Annotated in this window: 13 protein-coding genes; 4 read left to right on the forward strand and 9 right to left on the reverse strand. The window is 37.4% G+C overall.

All coding sequences use genetic code 11. The annotated features are described in order from the left end of the window. Positions 1-49: 49 nt before the first annotated feature. Positions 50-994, reverse strand: coding sequence for an aldo/keto reductase (locus tag ACWPWS_RS04960; RefSeq protein WP_454045709.1), 945 nt, complete (start codon positions 992-994; stop codon positions 50-52). A 345-nt stretch (positions 995-1,339) separates the two neighbouring features. Between ACWPWS_RS04960 and ACWPWS_RS04965 the strand changes: the two genes are divergently transcribed. The 4 genes from ACWPWS_RS04965 to ACWPWS_RS04980 all read left to right on the forward strand — a co-directional run bounded on the left by ACWPWS_RS04965 (position 1,340) and on the right by ACWPWS_RS04980 (position 5,261). After that, positions 1,340-1,543, forward strand: a complete 204-nt coding sequence (locus ACWPWS_RS04965) for a hypothetical protein (RefSeq protein ID WP_454045710.1) — start codon at positions 1,340-1,342, stop codon at positions 1,541-1,543. Positions 1,544-1,953: 410 nt separating this feature from the next. Continuing rightward, the gene (locus ACWPWS_RS04970) at positions 1,954-3,090 is read left to right on the forward strand and encodes a glycerophosphodiester phosphodiesterase family protein (RefSeq protein WP_454045711.1); all 1,137 of its coding nucleotides are present in this window, start codon (positions 1,954-1,956) and stop codon (positions 3,088-3,090) included. Between the two features lie 73 nt (positions 3,091-3,163). Next, positions 3,164-3,706 (forward strand): hypothetical protein, encoded by a 543-nt coding sequence (locus ACWPWS_RS04975; RefSeq protein WP_454045712.1) that lies wholly within the window; start codon positions 3,164-3,166, stop codon positions 3,704-3,706. Then, complete coding sequence (locus ACWPWS_RS04980; RefSeq protein WP_454045713.1) at positions 3,663-5,261, forward strand: T9SS type A sorting domain-containing protein; 1,599 nt, start codon at positions 3,663-3,665, stop codon at positions 5,259-5,261. The genes ACWPWS_RS04975 and ACWPWS_RS04980 overlap by 44 nt, the downstream gene beginning before the upstream one ends. A 75-nt stretch (positions 5,262-5,336) precedes the next feature. On the opposite strand, the gene ACWPWS_RS04985 is transcribed toward ACWPWS_RS04980, so the two are convergent. From ACWPWS_RS04985 to ACWPWS_RS05020, 8 genes are all read right to left on the reverse strand, one after another. Continuing rightward, positions 5,337-7,145, reverse strand: coding sequence for a hypothetical protein (locus ACWPWS_RS04985; protein WP_454045714.1), 1,809 nt, complete (start codon positions 7,143-7,145; stop codon positions 5,337-5,339). Positions 7,146-7,321: 176 nt separating this feature from the next. After that, positions 7,322-8,473 carry an efflux RND transporter periplasmic adaptor subunit gene (locus ACWPWS_RS04990; protein ID WP_454045715.1) on the reverse strand — a complete coding sequence of 384 codons (1,152 nt, stop codon included), beginning with the start codon at positions 8,471-8,473 and terminating at the stop codon, positions 7,322-7,324. Between the two features lie 7 nt (positions 8,474-8,480). Then, on the reverse strand, positions 8,481-12,818 hold the full coding sequence (locus tag ACWPWS_RS04995) for a CusA/CzcA family heavy metal efflux RND transporter (protein ID WP_454045716.1): 4,338 nt from the start codon (positions 12,816-12,818) through the stop codon (positions 8,481-8,483). Between the two features lie 192 nt (positions 12,819-13,010). Further along, a complete protein-coding gene (locus ACWPWS_RS05000; RefSeq protein ID WP_454045717.1) occupies positions 13,011-13,373 on the reverse strand; it encodes a hypothetical protein in 363 nt (120 codons plus the stop codon). 132 nt (positions 13,374-13,505) lie between these two features. Continuing rightward, positions 13,506-14,075, reverse strand: coding sequence for a Crp/Fnr family transcriptional regulator (locus tag ACWPWS_RS05005; RefSeq protein ID WP_454045718.1), 570 nt, complete (start codon positions 14,073-14,075; stop codon positions 13,506-13,508). 53 nt (positions 14,076-14,128) lie between these two features. After that, positions 14,129-14,878 (reverse strand): siderophore-interacting protein, encoded by a 750-nt coding sequence (locus ACWPWS_RS05010; RefSeq protein ID WP_454045719.1) that lies wholly within the window; start codon positions 14,876-14,878, stop codon positions 14,129-14,131. 3 nt (positions 14,879-14,881) lie between these two features. Further along, the gene (locus ACWPWS_RS05015) at positions 14,882-16,057 is read right to left on the reverse strand and encodes an MFS transporter (protein ID WP_454045720.1); all 1,176 of its coding nucleotides are present in this window, start codon (positions 16,055-16,057) and stop codon (positions 14,882-14,884) included. 84 nt (positions 16,058-16,141) lie between these two features. Next, the gene (locus ACWPWS_RS05020; RefSeq protein WP_454045721.1) at positions 16,142-16,750 is read right to left on the reverse strand and encodes a hypothetical protein; all 609 of its coding nucleotides are present in this window, start codon (positions 16,748-16,750) and stop codon (positions 16,142-16,144) included. Positions 16,751-16,807: the final 57 nt, after the last annotated feature.

Raw genomic sequence — 16,807 nt, forward strand, 5'->3', positions numbered from 1 at the left:
TTCAGCAATGAACGGATTTAATTTTAGTCTATAATGAAAGTTGAAAAAATTAGTTGCTTGCGCTATTCAGCAGAGCAATATCTTCCTGATCCAGAATAAGTTTCGGAGCATTGAATACGGTCTCCAGCTGTGAAGCACTGGTGGCACTTACGATAGGTGCTGTGATTAAAGGATTGGATAGCAGCCATGCCAGAGAAACTGTTCCCTGAGTGGTATTATGCTTTGCACTTACCTGATCCAAGGCTTTTAATACTTCAAGCCCTTTAGGATTTAAATACTTTCTTACGCCCTCACCTCTCGCACTTTTTGCAAGATCTGCTTCATCACGATATTTACCGGTTAAAAAACCAGCTGCCAGAGACCAATAAGGAAATACACTTAAGTCAAACTGCTCTGCCAGAGGAGCATAGTTTGTTTCAAAACCTTCTCTTTCCATTAAATTGTAATGAGGCTGTAATGCAACATATTTGGGAAGGTTATTCTTCTCAGCAGCATCAAATGAAGTTTTCAAACGTTCCGGTGATAAATTGGAAGCGGCAATATATCGTACTTTTCCTGCCTTAATGATCTCATCATAAGCAGAAAGCGTTTCTTCTACCGGAGTGATATTGTCATCAAAATGAGTATAATAAAGATCAATATGATCGGTCTGCAGCCTTTGCAGAGACTCGTCTACAGATTTTAGAATATGCTTTTTGCTGATGTCATAGCCATGTTCTTTTGTCTCTGAGCCAACTTTCGTTGCTAAAACGATGTCGTTGCGGTTCGATCTGCTTTTCATCCACTTTCCGATAATCTCCTCAGACTGTCCGCCTTTTCCGTTCACCCACCATGAATAGGTGTCTGCAGTATCTATAAAATTGAATCCTGCTTCCGTAAAGCGGTCCAGTATATCGAAAGACTGTTTCTCGTCCAGAGTCCATCCAAAAACATTTCCTCCGAAATTGATTGGGGCAATCGTTAAATCGGTGTTTTTGATATTTCTTTTTTCCATAAAAATAATTTTACTAATGTTTTCCAATTTAGGGAAATTTTAATACGAGCTGGATTCAAATTACCCATATCAGTGATAGGTATTATAAATAACCGATCGTTAGAATTAATCGAATCAGATTAAAATGCATTGATATTTTTGTTTTTTTACTTATATGAAGAATAGTTTTTATGTCTATTAAATATGATAAGATTATTTTATACTTCGATCTAAAATTAATACAGATTTAACTGATTTAAAAAGCTTTTTAAATAGCTTTATCCGTGATTGTTTTAACTGATGAATCGTTTCACCATAATATATAATGAATATAAGCACAGGATTTACTTCTTTGTTAAAAGATATGTGCAAAAAGAAGAAGATGTTGAATATATTGTTCAGAATATTTTCATGCATGTTGGGAAAAATCTGGATAAAACAGCAAAGGTATCTTTGGAAGCAATTATTTTTGAAATCAGTAAACAGGAAATCTCCAGTTTTTATAATAAAAATCAATTACCTTTTATTTCCTTTTTAGATGAAAATAACAAGGATAGTGAAGATGAATGAATATCAGGAAAAGATTGCTTAAATAGGAAATCTTCTGGATAAATCTGCCCCTAAAAAAGTGACATATTTATTATGTATTGGGCACAATGATGATTATACCCTTGAAAATCCAGAGAATTATCAGTGGTTCTCCGATCATCATATTAACATTATACAGACTGATTAGCCCCCAAGATTTAATTTAATTTCTGAAAAATAAAAATCTTTATTTTTATTTTAAATTGATAGTATTTAAACCATAAATATATCATTCAATTATAATATATTGTTTTTTGGATGATTTCTAATATTTTATTCCTTTTCAACTTCTATAATCCCCCAATAGCAGAGGTAATTTTAACGTTAAATAATTCATTTATTTGTGATATAATTGTATCTTTATTTGGAAATTAAATCTAAATTTTTCAATTATGAATTTACTATCGTACTTAAGAGAAAAAGCTTTAGAGAGAGCTTTAGTTTTGATACTTTATTGTGGAGTAAGCCAGTTTGCAGGTGCACAGGATTTCTACACAACCACTCCCGCACCTAATTCTGCCAGACCTGATCTGGAAACACTGAGAGGAACACTTCTCAACGGTTATATAAATACGGACTATGTAATGTTAGCACTCCATAGGGCAGCGTGGGTCGATGGGACGCCTGAAAATTCTCTGGCAGCAGTTCAGAGAGCACTCAGAAATCCAGCCGTTGATATCATTGAGATTGATCTGAAGACCAGTGAAGACGGGAAGGTGTATCTGATGCATGATAATTATCTTCAGCGGACAACTAACTTTTTAGATATGTATCCCAATATCTACGGTGCTGGTAAGGATAATTTTGGAAAAGCAAGTGAATATCCATGGTCAGTATTATCACAACTAAGATTGAAGAATGAAGAAAAGACCTATACCATGGAAAAGATTCCTCTTTTAGATGATATTATTTATGAGGTACGTGGTAGAAGAGTGATACTCCAGCTTGATATTAATGATGACTACACATTCGAACAAGCGCTGAAAGTTGTACAACGTGCCCGTGCCTTTTCATTTGTGATGTTTAAAGGAGATAAAACACCTAAGCGATTGGCGCCGTATCTGAAGTTATTAACTGAAGAGGAGAAATTGCAGTTCATATTTGCTCCATTTATCAGGGCTGATTCAAAGCCTGATGGTGCAACGTGGCCAGATCCGATGGGATTTTATCAGGAATGGGAAGACTGGCGGGTTAATTCCTGTCTAGAATGTACTGGCATTGCAGGCTTGTATGAAATGGTATTTAAAACTCCTGCAGATACTGATCTTTTTACAGTGGCAGAGAAAATAAGAAAGAGAGGAAAAAGATTGGGGATTTTTTCTGCACAGCCGGAACATTACCGGGGAAGATATTTTGGAAATGTGAATATTAATCAATGTTGTTATGATAATCCTGAAAAAGACAGAAGAGGTGATTTTGATTTTATTCTTGCTCCCAACAATAACAGAACGGCAGGAATCAATGGTTATATTATAACTGATGAAGTAACAACTTTTCTCGAATATTTTCCCGACAGGATTATTCAATAAAAGGAAACTTAAACAAATACATAGTAACCATCTTAAATCTTTTTTATGAAATCTATATTTTTTTCTAGTTATATTGATAGCTGTTCAAAAACTTTCTGCTCAGGAAGTATTTGATAATGAAGCTAAAACATATTATGAAAATAATACCAAGGTTAAGAATTTTTACCCCCTTAATCTTAGTAATCCACATTGGCATGGCGATTTTAAAAATCCGAGAAATGAAGCTAATAATTTAGAAGGAAATGCTTACACCGCAGTAGCTGACCGTTTTGGTATTCCTGCGCAGGCATTATATTTCAGACAACATGAATATGATGATCTGATTATCCCATCAGCTGTTGTTAAGAATATTGTTGATAATGATAAGGGATTTTCTATTTCAGCCTGGATTAAAGTTCCGGATAATGGAAAATACTGTCGTATCTTAAGCTTTATCAATCCCGTACATGATAATAGGAGAGAAAATATCCAGCTGAGAATGGTGGACGGATACTTCCAAATACTGAAGACCTCTTCTTTTGCCAGCAAGCCGGTCGTAATGGGACAGGCACGCTATAAAATAAGCTATGATAGTGAAGAAGATATTTTTCCGGGAAATATATCCCGGTCCTGGTGAATATGGCGAAGGGTATATCTATTTTATGCTGTCTTCTAATAAATATTCTACCCGGCTGTATTACAGCCGCCCCGGAGGAAGGCTCTATGCCAATTATTTTTGGTTCGGACTGACTGATGTTCTCTCAGAATTCCATACTATTACTTTTGGATCAGTTTATAATTATGTGACTACAATACTCAATGCTGTAGATGATATTATGGTTTATAACGAAATGCTTAGCCCTGAAATAGCTAACAATAATTTTCTTGTTCAATCTCCCTTATATCCTTCACGGTCTTATGTACTAAGAGATTTTCAACATCGGCCTATAGCTCCTGCATATCATGATGAATACAGTGTTGATGGTAATGATATAGTGGCTAAGACTGATAACACCTCTACCGAAGGTATTTATGGGGCAAAAAGATGGTTGATGCCTACGATAGCGAGATATAAAAACCATCAATTTGTAAGCTTTGTCAATGCTAAAACAAACCTTCCGATAGGACCTGCATTTAACAATTCTCAAAGTTTTTACCAACAAAACAATATAGAATCTAATTCTGTAAGAGAGCAGCTTGAAGCCGTTCATATTGAAAACCGTCCAGCCAACCTGCTTGATTCTAGACAAAGTGCATTTAAATTTGATATAAGAATGGAAGATGGATTTCAGTTGGGAATTGATGAAAATAAAGTTTTGCGTGGGGTGCAGAAAAACATGCCTAGAACTGAGTGGTCTGTCCAGGGATCATTTAACACGTCTATAAGAGAAAAATTCTCTTACGTCAGCGAAGCAGGAGTAAGGATTGTCAACTATGGAACGGGAAACAGCTTAGCAATAGAACCTAATGTTTTTTATACATTATATCAAAGTCCTACTGCTTTTGAGCCATTCCGGCTGGTAAGGACACCTGGAACCTATAATATTGACGATTATCAGTATGGATATGAAAATTATAAGTTTTATAATATGACAAAAACAGGGATACTAATCCCTAAAGGAGGAATAAATGATACACAAAACAGAAAACCTCAGAGGCTCATGTCACATGGGAATGCTGCATTTCAACTGGTGTATGTAAAGGATGACCTTAATGGAAGACCTTTATATATGATAAGAACGGACAATGGTTATGGGGCTAAAATATTAGTTCCTGATGTATACGATTCTAAACTTATTGTCCAGAATGCTTTTAATGAAGACGAAAACCCAATCATACCTGATAATTACTTATGGTCGATAAATGTTATTTATTTCAGTGATGGTTCACATCCTTTTACAAAAACAGCATCACGCAAATCTTCCGATCTGTCTGAATCTCAAATGCTGCAGGTTTACCCAAATCCTGTAAAAGGAAGAGCGACTGTTCAATATACTTTACCCAAATCCACCAAGGTAAAACTCTATATTACAAGTTCTACCGGAGCACTGGTAAAAACAATAAAAGAAGAGTCCAGGAATAAAGGAACTTATAAAGAATCTTTCACTACATCAGGCTGGCCTTCCGGGCTCTATTTCTGTAACATGCAAACCGATGAAGGGATAACAACAAAAAAAATTATTGTGAAATAGGTATGGATTACAACTCGTAAAATAAATTTGATGTTTATCAATAAAATAGCCCTCGTGTTTGCGAGGGCTATTTTATTATTTTTCAACCTGAGGAATCTCAATAGCAATAAGCTGTAGTTTGTATTCCTGCAATTGCTGGTTGATGGTCGATAAACCGTTGCTGAAGAATGAAGATGCTGTAAAAAGCTCATGATAATATGCGATCCCTTCAAGCATATTTTTCCTGAAAGCATTCCATTTTTTTGTCTGGGAATGGGTAATCTGTACGGTTGATTCTGCAATTTCCTTTCTCAGATAATCCACATACATTTTCAATTCATTGATGAACATGTTCGGACGTTGGTTGTCAGAAAGAATGTTGGTATTTCCGTAGATATGTTTTACCATTTCCGAAAGAGAAACTTCCTTATCAAAAAAAGCAATATTGGGTCCGGGACATATCACTACCCCTTGTTTTTCACCTTTTATTTCAAGGTTTTGTTCCATATATGCTGCATTTACAAGTCCTACACACAGGCAGGCTTTATCGGTAATTTCAGACTTTCTTTTATTGAATTCCTGCTCTGTTAATGTTTCCTGTTCTGCATATAATGCTTTCAGTTTGATATCCTGATATTTTTTAGATGCGGTACAGGTTCCTTCCGGAGAAAATTCTTTGCTTAATGCCAGAAGTTTTTTAGGGCACGAACTTCCATATTTTCCTTTCGCTTCTTTTTCATACTTCAATGTTTCGTTTGAGGTTCCTTTTACCGTATTGAAAGGAACACCCAATGGTGAGATATTACTCAGATAGAAATCCTGTTCTTTTGATTGTAAAAGTAGATTTCTGGTTTCAGTATCTACGGACGTTGCTTCGGGCACCAATAAAAACGGAGAGCCCCATCCTACGCTGTCTACACTATAATTCGCCAATAAAAACTCATGTTCTTCAGAAGTACCTACTCCACCTTGTACCGTAATCTTCATTTCTAAAGGCTCGGAAACTGCGGGTTTTCCTTTTTGTTCTAAAGCAGCAGTCATTAAAGTGTGAGCCGATTGTATCAGATCATTTTTTTTCTGCTTAAACTCTTCCATGATAGGTCCAAGAAGCATTCCTTCAGTGGCAAATGCATGGCCTCCGCAATTCAATCCGGATTCTATTCTGTATTCTGAAACCCATAACCCCTTTTTAGCCAGAAAATTCCCCTGGATCATCGCAGAGCGGAAATCACTTACTTTAAGAATGATTTTCTTTTTGATTTTTCCGTTTTCATCCGGGAAGAAGTCTTCAAACTCTTCCATATAGCTGTACAAACGGGGATTCATGCCTGCGGAAAGAACCATTGATGATGACAGTTTACTTTTGGCAAAACCCCGCAGTGAAGCATGGGCATCGTTATACATTACAGGAAGCTGCTCATTTCTATGATAGTTGTCTTTATCTACTTTTGTCATGATATTGACATCAATACTTCCCGGTCTTAAATTGGATTCTATGAAGTTTTTGATATTGGAACTCCAGTTGTCTTTTTGATTGATAAGGGTTTGAAGGCTGTTTTTAAGATCCGAAGTATTCGGAAGCATGGCCATAAAGTCCTTTAAAGCTTCTTTGTTTTTGCTGATTTCCTGTTTGAAAGATTCAAATTTTTCATTCACAATATCATCCACCATATCCAGATAAGCCGTAACTCTTCTGGCTCTGTAGTCTTCTGTTTTTGCTGAAATTCCGAAATAGTCAAGATTGAACTTTTTGTTGTAAAAGTTCTTCATTTTTTCCAGGATTTCATCATCAATGATGGAGATCACAGAAGAAATTCCATATTGGGCAACACGAATCGGGCTGTCTATAGTATAAGCCAGACCCATTACCGGAATATGGAAATTGTGCAAAGGTTTTTTTGTCATAAAGTTTTGATAAAAGTTCTTTTATTATTTATCTAAAAATCCTTTACAACTATTCACTGCCTAAAAATATTATTTTAAAATGAATTATGCGGTAAATAATATTTTGTTTTGTAAGAAATATGTCAAATGTCATTTTTTTTGTGGCTGATCTTTTATTTTACCAGTATGTTTTAAAGTTATTCAGCTTTGTTTTTAAGCATCATCAGAAGACTATAAGCACCTTTCTGTACAATTTTCTTATCTTTTAAAAAGTCTGATTTTATTATCTCTGTAAACTGCTCATCAGAAATTCCGGTTACTACGGGAATCATTTTATAACCGGATTTTCCAAGATCTTCAAAAACGTAATTTTTATTTTCATAAGAAACCACTGCTTCATTGGGAAGACCTTGTGTATAACGGCTGCTGATTTTGACTTCAGCATTGATATACATTCCTTTTACAAATTCAGCATTTACCGAAGACAGTTTAGCAATTGCAGTGGCAGATCCTCCGTTTTCAATACTTGGAACTACGCTGACAATTTTAGCATTGGATTTCAGCTCCGGATTCTGATTGTTATACACTAAAATTTCCTGTCCTGTTTGAATATCATTCACATCATTTTCAAAAACCTTTAATTCTAAAAGTAATCCTGCAGGATTGATCAGTTCAAATAAAGTATCTGCCGGATTGATGTATTGTCCGTTATTCACAAGAATTTTGCTTACAAAACCTGTAAACGGAGCATGGATACTGATCCTGCTTCTGATATTTCCGGTATGTAAACCTTTGGTATTGATTCCGATGATTCTCAGTTTTTCTTCAAGTCCTTTCAACGTAGCATTCAGTGTAGCATAATCAGCCTGTGCGGTCTGCATCGTCTTATCACTGCTGGCTTTGCTTGTATTGAGGTCTTTCTGGCGGTTGAAATTCAGTCTTGCGGCTTCAAGCTGAGCTTTTGTCACCAGATAATCCTGTTGCAGCTGTATAAACTGCGGATCTTCTACTACAGCGAGCACTTGTCCTTTGTTGAAGTGGCTTCCATTAATCACGTTAATAGATTTTATATGTCCTCCCATAATACTGGAAACGGAATTAATATGTGATGGTGCAATTTCTGCTTTCCCGTTCAGTCTTACCAGTTTTTCCATATTTCTATTCTGGATACTGGTTGTTGTTAACCCTACAGACTGAACCTGCTTTTCTGTAAGATGAACTGAGTTTTTATTGTTTTCAGTAAATTTTGTGTTTTCATACACTGTTTTTTCTTCTTCTTTTTTTCCTGAACATGAAGATAAAGTAAGGATTAAAGTAAGGCTGTATAGAGATATATTCTTGAAATGCATGATGATATTATTTTGAAATTAAGAATTGAAGTTCTGCCCCAATCTGATTAAGTTTTTCCAGCTGATCAGTATAATCTGCTTTGGTCTTTACGGCCTGGTTCACCAGTATTACCCAATCCAGATAATCAATTTCTCCTGCTTCCATCTGTTTTTGTGCGGTTTTTAAAATGGTTTCAGATTTTGGGAGCTGTTTTTGTTCATAATTTTCGATGATCCGCTGTTGGTTGATATAATTGTTCAGCTGCTGATTTAATCTGTTTTGAAGTTCGATTTCTTTTCTTTGGTATTGATTCTCGGAGATTGCAATTTTAGCCTGTGCCGCTTTTGCCAAAGCTCTTTGGCCTTTTGTAAACAATGGAATTCCCACTCCTACCTGCACTGAATTGAAGCGGTTGTTATTGATGTTTTTCATACTCTGATTAGTATATCCGATAAGAAGATCCGGAAGCATTCTGCTTTTCTCAAGTTGTGCTTCGGCCTCTCCTATTTTGATCTGTTGCTGCAGGTACTGAAGTTCGGGGTGTTGCTTTACCATTTCCCCGGAAATCTGCATTCCTATACTCATGGTGGGCTTTTCAGCAATAGGCTGGTAAGGAATTTCGGACTGAAGTAATAGTTGAAGCTGAAGTTTGGCCATGTTCAGATCATTTTCAAGAATATTCAACTGTACTTTTACCTGTTCTTTCTGAATTTCAGCGGTGGATTCCTCTAAAATATTGGCTTCACCCTTTCTTAACCGTAATGCGGCTTTATCTGCAAAGTTATTATACAACTGACTGATGTATTCCAGGACTTTTTTCTTCTCCTGAAGCACGAGTATTCTGTAGAAAACATCCGTCACTTCTCTGGTAAGCTGTGTTTTTGTAAGGTTTTGATTAATGACACTTGCAGACCATTCGGCATCCAGCATCTGCTTCCTTTTTGAATAAACTGTTGGAAAGCTGAATCTCTGGGAAATCCCGAATGAATTATCTGTTTCTTCTCCCTGAATCTGCCCAAATCCTCCGGTAACTTCCATCTGGGGAATATCCAGATAGCTGGCTTTTAGCTTTTCCTGATAATCTGATAATAATTTTGAGTTTTTAAGAATGCCGTTTTGTTGGTATGCTTTTTCCAAAGCCTGATCATAGGTAATATTTTCCTGAGCCTGGAAACTTCCAAAGGAAATTAACAACAAGAAAACAGAAAGTTTTTTATAGTTGGTTTTTTTTGCGAATTTCATTTTATCTTTATTAATATGTTCAAACAGGACGTATAATATGGGAAGTACAAATAGTGTTAAAAAGGTTGCAAGCATCAGACCTCCGATTACCACAGTTGCCAAAGGTCTCTGTACTTCAGCTCCTGCCCCGTTGCTTATGGCCATGGGAAGGAATCCCAAAGAAGCTACAAAAGCCGTCATCAAAACCGGACGGAGCCTGATTTTTGTGCCTATGAGTACAATTCTGCTGGTGTTTGATATGCCGCTGTTTTTCAATCGGTTAAATTCTGATATCAAAACAATTCCATTAAGTACAGCTACTCCAAACAAAGCAATGAATCCTACTCCTGCACTAATACTGAAAGGCATTCCTCTCAACGCCAGAAAATAAACGCCTCCTATTGCAGACAACGGAATGGCTGTGTAGATGAGCAGGCTGTGTTTTACAGAACCGAAAGCAAAAAATAAGAGAAGGAAAATCATCACCAACGAAATAGGAACAGCAATTCCCAGTCTGGCTTTAGCTTCATTTAAGTTTTCAAAAGCACCTCCATAAGAAACAGTATAGCCTGGTGACAGCTTGAGGTTTTTACCAGCTTTTTGCTGAAGTTCCTCCACAATACTCTGAACATCTCTTCCTCTTACGTTAAAGCCTACAATAATCCTTCTTTTGGTATCTTCTCTCTGAATCTGGTTCGGGCTGTTTTTAAGTTCTACTTTAGCCAATTGTGACAATGGAATCTGCTCTCCGGAAGCCGTAGGAACCAAAAGATTCTGGATGCTGGTAATATCTTTTTTCTGTTCATTCTCCATTCGGACAACGATGTCAAACTTCTTCTCGCCTTCGTATAATGCTCCTGCTGTCTGACCTGCAAAAGCCATGTTGATCACCCTGTTGATATCTGCCACCGAAATATGATAACGGGACAGTTCGGAACGGTTATAATCAATCACAACCTGAGGAGCACCTACAACAGGTTCAATATAAAGATCCTGAGCTCCTTTTACGGTATTGATGACACTTCCCATCTTTTTCGCATAGGCAGCCAGACTATCAAGATCTTCACCATAAATTTTGCATACCACATCCTGCCTTGCTCCGGTCATCAGTTCATTGAAACGCATTTGTACAGGGAACTGAAAGCTGGTGGTGAGGCCTGGTATAATGCTTAATGCTTTGCTCATTTTGTCTGAAAGTTCAGGAAATGTTGTTGCGGAAGTCCATTTCTTTTTAGGCTTTAAAACGACGATCATATCTCCGGAATCCATAGGCATAGGTTCTGTGGGAATTTCTGCACTACCAATTTTCATGACCACTTTTTCTACTTCAGGAAACTGTGTTAAAAGTATATGTGCTGCCTGAGTGGTTGCTTTCTTTGTTTCATTGATATTACTTCCCTGCAGGATTCTCATCTCCACGGCAAAGTCACCTTCCTCCAAAGAAGGAATAAATTCTCCTCCCATTCTGGAAAGGGTAAAAACAGCACCAACAAACAGGATGAATACGCCAACAATAATGGTTTTTCTGAATTTAAGAGCCTTCATCAGGAGTTTCTGATGTCCTGTTTCCACTTTACCCATCACACGATCTGAAATGTTTTCTTTTTCCTTTTTCTTTCTGCTTAATACCAAAGAGCTCATCATAGGAATATAAGTCAGAGAAAGAATAAAGGCACCAATCAGGGCAAAGGCAACCGTCTGAGCCATAGGTTTGAACATTTTTCCTTCAATTCCCTGAAGGGTAAAGATGGGAAGATATACAATCAGAATAATAATCTGTCCGAAAACCGCACTATTAACCATTTTGGTTGCAGAGCTGGAAACCTGGTCGTCCATTTCCTTTTTGCTGAGCATATTGTCTTTTCCAAAATGCTTTTTATGAGCGAGCTGGTGCAGTACCGCTTCAACGATGATAACGGCACCATCTACAATAAGCCCAAAATCAAGGGCTCCAAGGCTCATCAGATTTCCTCCCACCCCGAAAATATTCATCATGATAATCGCGAAAAGCATCGCTAAAGGAATAACGGAAGCAACCAATAATCCCGCTCTGAAATTTCCTAAGAATAAAACAAGGATAAAAACAACAATCAATGCGCCTTCCATCAGATTGGTTTTTACCGTACTGATGGTATTGTTCACCATTTTAGCACGGTCAAGAAAAGGCTCGATGACCACTCCTTCAGGCAATGATTCCTGGATTTTTTCCAGTCTTTCTTTGATATTTCCGATCACCACATTGGCATTCTCTCCTTTCAGCATCAACACAATCGCTCCGGACACTTCTCCGGTATCATTATAGGTCATGGCGCCATATCTTGTGGCATACCCGATCTTTACAGAAGCCACATCTTTAATATGTACAGGAATCCCTTCTTTGGTTTCCGCTACCTGGATGCTTCCGATATCTTCTGTGCTTCCCAGAAGCCCTTCACTTCGGATAAATAAGACCGTTTCTTTCTTTTCAATATAAGCACCTCCTGTATTCTGATTATTCTTTTCAAGAGCCGCAAAAACATCGTTGATATTGATATTAAATGCCTGGAGTTTATTCGGATTAATGGCAATTTCATATTGTTTCAATTTCCCCCCGAAACTACTGACATCAGCCACACCTTTTGTTCCCAGAAGCTGTCTTCTGACTACCCAGTCCTGAATAGTTCTGAGTTCAGTTTCATCATACACATTTTCGTATCCTTTTTTGGGTCGTACCACATATTGGAAAATCTCTCCCAATCCGGTTGAAATAGGCCCTAATTCCGGTTTCCCGATTCCGTCAGGGATATTGTCCTGAACGAGTTGTAAACGTTCCTGAACCTGTTGACGAGCCCAATACACATCGGTATTATCATCAAAAACTACAGTCACCAATGAAAGCCCGAAACGGGAGAAGCTTCTCAGCTCTGTAATTCCGCTGATATTGCTGGTAGCCTGTTCAATAGGAAATGTAACAAGACGTTCTATATCTGCTGCACCGTAAGAAGGAGCTGTTGTAATGATCTGAACCTGATTATTAGTGATATCCGGCTGTGCATCAATAGGAAGTTTGGTGGTTTCATAGACTCCAAAAAGCACAAGCCCCACTGTAAACAGAGCAATGATGAGTTTATTCTTTACAGAAAACTCAATAATTTTATTTAACATGGAAAAACGATTAATTAGTAACCCGGGAATGCGTTATAAAAACTGTTGGACTTTTCCATTGCAGAAATTGCTTAGGGTAACAACAAAGTTATAATGACATCGTAAACAGAGTTATAATGCACAACAGGTTAAATTGATATGGAATAATTAATGGATTGCTTTAAGGATAAAGCAATTTCAGGATAAAATCAATTAAGAAAGCCGCGGAGGCTGAAAAATCTGAGAAAGATATTGATTGGAGAAATCTTTTTCTTTGTAGATAGTGGCTTTCTTTGAAACCGTAATTTCTTTAGGTTTTTTAAATTCGAATGTCAACTCTGGAAGCTGAGCATGTACAGTTAGTACAATTGGTGGATTGATAAATGGCAGTTTCTGATCAGTGTCCCAGTCAGAATCCTGTTTATGGTTATCATAATGCTCAATTACAAATTCTGAAAAGCTACCGTGATATTCCATGAAATGCTCAACAAACATAGGTACTTTCAATACTTCCCCCGCATTGGTGGTAGCCAGTACATACATCATCGAACATAATATGGAGAACCATTTTAACATGGATGCAAATATAGGGCTTAAATTTTTCCTGAGAGCGCACCAGTATTAATTTTTTGAGAATTTTATCTAGTTTAAAAATGGTTTAAATAAATAATAGCGATTCAAAATAATGTTAGATTTACCAAACAAAAATTAAAGTCTGGATTTCAGCCGGCTTAGCGTTTCCTGTGAAATATTAAGATAAGAAGCCACCATTTTATTGGAAAGCCTTCTTACAACAACCGGATTTTCATCCAGAAGCTGACGGTATTTTTCAAGAGCATCCTGAACAAGGAAAGACATCAGTCTTTTGGTATTATTCACATAGGCTGTTTCCAGATAGATTCTGTAAAATTTCTCCCATTGCGGGATAATTTCCAGGAGGTGGTAAAAATTCTTATGGCTTATATAATATACTTCTGAATCCTCTACGGCCTCAATAAATTCCTCAGAGGGTTCAGAAGTAATGAAACTGGTGAGTGCAGTGGCAAACTGGTTTTCAAATGCAAAATATCGGGTGGAATCCTGTCCTTCTTCATTGATGAAAAATATACGGAGGCAGCCATTCACTACAAAGAATGTTCTCTGACTGTTTTGCCCGTTAGAAAGCAGCATTTCATTCTTTTTTAACCGGATCGGTCTGAAATAAGAGAGAATCGTTTCCAATTCTTTATCCGTTACTGCTATTCTATTTTTAATATATGATGTTAAAAGTTCCTGCATGTAAGCAAAAATAGGGATAAATGGCTTTGCTTATCTCTTTTATTCCGTACTGTCTATGGATTTTCTGCCTGCCCGGCTTTCCAGTATGAACAGATATACATCCCATGTGGATCCCAGTCCAGCGTTGTTTTGAAATAAGTACGAAGCTCATGTACAGTACTATATTCTGCAGCGATGTAAACATATTCTTTTAAAACTCCGGATGGAAACTGAACCGATTTCACCGTTTCAGCAAGCTTACTTCCTTTCTCAGGATGAGGATTGTGAAGCCATTCAACCGAAATATCGGCTGCAGAACACAGAATAAGCTCGTCCTCTTTGCCGGATACCTCCAATAGGATCTTTGCAGATACATAAGACGGAAACTGTTCTGCAATGGCACAAATAACAGGAAGCGCTGTTGCATCTCCTGCCAGCAGGTAAAAATCAGCATCAGGAACTAATGGTCTTGTACTTTCTTTCATTCCTACTTCTAATACATCGCCTGTACAGGCCTTTAGTGCCCAGGCAGAAGCCGGACCATTATCACCATGAGCAACAAAATCAATAGTTAATTCCCTATTTTCAAGATCAATTTTTCTGTTGGTATAGGTTCTGAAGAGAGAAACGCCGTCCTCTTCAGTCGGGATAAAAATTTTATTGTTAGAACCGGAACGGACATTCGCCAACAACTCAGTCTGTTTGTTATCGATTTCAAATATCACACGGATAAGATGTGGAGTAAGATATTGCTTGTTTTTAACAATAAATGCAGAACGTATTTTTTTTGTTTTCTCTGCCTGAACTATTATAGAATTTTCCATTTTTTATTTTTTATTGAATAGTAAAATGATCATAGATAAAATACAGCTGATGCCTCCGAACAGATACACTGTCTGATAATCAAACCAGCCTGCAATCAATCCGGCAACAGGTCCTGCCAATCCTAATGACAGGTCAACGAAAGCCACATATGCTCCCAATGCTGTTCCTCTCATCTGAGGTTTTACTTTTTGAATGGCAAGAACTCCCAACGCCGGAAAAACCAGTGAGAATCCTACACCTGTTAATCCACATCCAAGTAAGGCTAATGTTTTGGAAGGAGATGTCCAGATGAGCATCTGCCCCGCCACTTCGATAATCAGAGAGATCAATGCTATTTTAAAACCTCCGTATTTATCCGGAAAAGAAGCGAATAAAATTCTGGTGAGGACATAGCAGGCTCCAAAAATCATAAAAGCAAGTGAGGCGTCACCCCAATTTTTTTGTGTGAAAAATAAGGCAATAAAAGAAGCGATACATCCAAAAGCCATTGATGAAAAAGCAAGACTCAACCCCTGACCGGATATTGCACCAATTACCTTGTAGAAAGGAGTTCGCAAATGATCTTTATCTACCGGAATAGAAGGTAGTTTTGCAGTGGAAAGCCAGCTTACTAACGGAAGTAAGGCAATCAGCATAAAAGCAGGCAGGATATTGTATTCTTTACTTAACCAGATACTGATGGGAGCTCCAATGGCAATACCTGCATACATGGCAATACCGTTCCATATCATTACTTTTCCGGAATTGGAGTGCCCTACGAGACCTATTCCCCACGTTAAAGCTCCGGTAACCAGGAAACTTTCACCAACTCCATGAATAATTCTTGCGATTAAAAGAAAAACCAGTGCCAGCAATGGATGAGCCTGAAATACGACAGCCAATACATAAACTATTCCGGCAATCACTGCCAGTATCACACCAGACATTTTGCTTTTCCTGGCTCCTTTTGTATCCGTGATTTTTCCGGAATAAGCGCGGGTTAAAAGGGTTGACAGCGACTGCAGACCAATGACAAGTCCTACAATAATACTGTCAAAACCTAAACTGTTCTGAACAAACCTTGGAAGCACTCCCAGAGCAATTCCTATTGTGAGATAAACCCCGAATACCGAAATGATAATCGGAGTAGTCGCCTGATAGAAATTAACAGTCTGTCCTTTTTCTAATGTTGTACTCATAAATTTTGTTTAAAATATTCGGGTGCAAAGGTCCCTGTACAACAAATAAAAAACTTTGATCTAGATCAAAAACGGCACATTGAATTAATCAAAATCCAGGAAACTATCAGTAAGCTGTTTCCATTGTATTTTAGCAACTCCCATCATTCCGCCTGCAGCCGTTGCAAGATTTCTAATCACATCAATGAATTGAGCATTCCAGTTAGGTCTTTCATTTCGTCCGTATACTGCTGCTTTTAAATGAGCTATATTTCTGGAAATCATAAAGGTTGAACTTGCTGCAGAACTGTAAAAATGAGCAATATGACGACTTTCTTTGTTTTGGGGATCTCCTGACGGCCTGCATGTCATCGATATACTTTCAGAAAAACTGTCCTGATAGAAACAGATATCTGTAATCTCTACCCAGTCGTAGCCTTTTGCCTCATGCTCTCCCGGCCCCGGAATATCAATGCTGATGAAATCTCCTTTTTGAGGCTCGCGATCTACTGGATTTCCATCAAAATCATACAATTTAAATGCGGCAAATGCCTTACCACTATAACTTTCCCATTTATTAACTGAAAAAAATCTTTCTTTCAATATTTTATACTTCAGCGGAATCAAATCCTGCTCAAATGCTTTTCGGCTTTCTGTATCATGGGAACCTCCGAATTTTTGTGCAGGAACTCCCTTGAATTTCTTTAGACTCATAGAATCTGTTTTAAGCAAAATAGGATAAAAACATTACAAAATTTTATGACTGGGGTC

The sequence above is a fragment of the Chryseobacterium sp. Marseille-Q8038 genome (assembly GCF_965111995.1).